Source organism: Okeania sp. (genome assembly GCF_983059655.1).
Map to the genome: position 1 here is coordinate 1 of NZ_CEZPJD010000995.1, position 2,496 is coordinate 2,496.

The window sequence follows — 2,496 nt, forward strand, 5'->3', positions numbered from 1 at the left end:
ATATCAGTCAATGCTTTGATATTTAATCAGCAAGCCCTACCTATATAGCGCTGTGCGCAGGCAACAGGCAACAGGCAACAGGCAACAGGGATAATAAAAAACCGATAATATAAGACTTTTAGCTATTGGACATCTCCTGCAATTTGTAAATATGCCAGCGCACATTGCTATATCTCATCGGTTAAAAAAAGTTGCACACGGCGTAGAAATACAAAAAAATACAAAGTACTGATATTCTTTTGTATCTGTAAATTATGGGTCTTTGTCTAACTTGGAACTTCGGTCTTCCTTCTTCTTACTTATTACTTATTTGGTACTAACTATGGTCTATCAAATTTATATGCTGGAGGAAAATATTCCCGGCGCTGGCCACTTAAAGCTTGGTTCATAAAATCACGCCAGATCGGTGCAACAGTACCCCCACCCGTAGCACCGTAGTTTAGAGGCCGATAATCATCATTGCCCACCCAAACAGCTGTTGCCAACTGAGGCGTATAACCTACAAACCAAACATCTCGTTCAGAAGAAGTCGTACCAGTTTTTCCAGCAGCCTGACGACCAATCTTAGCTTTAGTAGCAGTACCTCGTTCAATTACCCCCACCAATACACTATTAAGTGATGCCACAGCCCACTGATTAAGAACCAACTTCGGTTTAGGAGTATTATCCAACAAGACATTTCCACTGGTATCTGTCACCTGTACAATAAAAGTCGTGTCAGAATGCCAACCATTATTAGCAAAAGTCGCATAAGCACCAGCCATCTCCAGAGGTGTCAAATCAACCGAACCAAGTGGTAAAGAAATAACAGGTTCCATCGGACTCTTAATCCCTAAAATGCGACAAACCTCAATTACCTTATTAAGTCCAACATATTGACCAATTTTCACCGCTGGTATATTCAAAGAAGACTCCAAAGCCTTACGAATACTAACAGAGCCAGAATATCCACCGCCATAATTTCGAGGAGTGTAATAACCATTACCATCTGGATAACTAACTCGAGTATCTGACACAACTGAATATGGGGAATATCTACCCGAAGCAAAAGCAGTGTAATAAACAAAAGGCTTAAAAGCAGAACCTGGTTGCCTGCGAGCTTGAACAGCACGATTATATTGACTGCTCTTAAAATCTGCTCCACCAACCATTGCCCGCACAAAGTGGGTGCGTGGATCGACTGCCACTAATGCCATTTGACCTTTGTCCCAACTCCGATAAACCCGACGGTAATATAAGATTTCATGCCATTCAGTCACGGTTTTTTCCGCCATCCGTTGGAAATTCATATCAATAGTCGTTTGTATCCGCATTCCTCCCTTAAGAACAGCATCTTTACCAAACCTCTCAGTTAACTCCTGAACAACTGCATTAGTAATATAAGGAAGTTCACTCTGACGAAAAGAGGTAACTTTACCCACTAACAATGGTTGCTTGAGAGCCTCTGCTTCCTCTTCAGCAGTAATCCAATTAAGTTCACGTAGTCTTGCTAAAACAGTAGCTTGGCGTTGCTTGGACTTTTGGTAATTGATAAATGGACTATACTCTTCTGGCGCAGGAATCATACCTGCCATCAAAGCAGCTTCAGCCAAAGTTAAATCCTTGGAAGACTTATTAAAATAGCTTTTTGCTGCTGTTTCAACTCCATAAAGATTATGACCCCAGTAAATTTGGTTGAGGTACAATTCTAAAATTTCGTTTTTATCGAGAATTTGTTCCATCCTAATTGCCAAAACTGCTTCAGCCACTTTCCTACTTAATTTGGCTGTTGGGGAGAGAAACAAATTTTTCACCAACTGCATAGTAATAGTAGAACCACCTTCAACAGTTCTACCCCGCTCTAAGTTGGCCACAAAAGCACGCATAATTCCGATAGGATAGATCCCGTAGTGATTGTAGAAGTTACTATCCTCGATCGCTAGAACTGCTCGTTTTAAGTCTGGAGAAATTTGGTTTAGGGGTATGACTTCTCGGTTGGCCTCGTCGTGGAGGCTAGCCAATGGTCTACCTTTAACATCATATATATGAGTTGTTTCTGAAGGTGTGTAATTTTTTAGTACCCGAACATCCGGCAGATTACGGAAGCTGATTGCTAAACCTACTAGTCCACCAGCAACTAATGAGCTAGTTAGCATGGTGATACCTAGTACGGTACCTGCTGTTACTTTACTAACAGATTGAACAAATCCGAAGACTGGTGAAATTTCGGACTGAGATTTTGTAGTTTGCTTGTGTGGGAGAGCGTTGGTGGACACTTTGATTTAACTTCCTTGACGAAATTTCAAATTTTAGAGCTACTAATTGTTTAGGTGTTATGCCAATTTAATAAATGTTGGCTACAAATAGCTAGGGGATTTTTTAGGAGTAAGGAGTCATTTCAGTTATCAGTTATCAGTTATCAGTTATCAGTACCTCTGCCTGTTTGCGCAGCATTCCGCACCGAAAGTATTGGGATTGAAATACGAGGCTTGAGACCTTATTTTTTGGTCAAGAGTC

The 2,496-nt window shown here is 40.9% G+C and carries 1 protein-coding gene; it reads right to left on the reverse strand.

Annotated features, from left to right (window positions below):
- Positions 1-320 precede the first annotated feature (320 nt).
- A complete protein-coding gene (locus AC3DU7_RS31025; RefSeq protein WP_488043083.1) occupies positions 321-2,255 on the reverse strand; it encodes a transglycosylase domain-containing protein in 1,935 nt (644 codons plus the stop codon).
- Between the last annotated feature and the right edge of the window lie 241 nt (positions 2,256-2,496).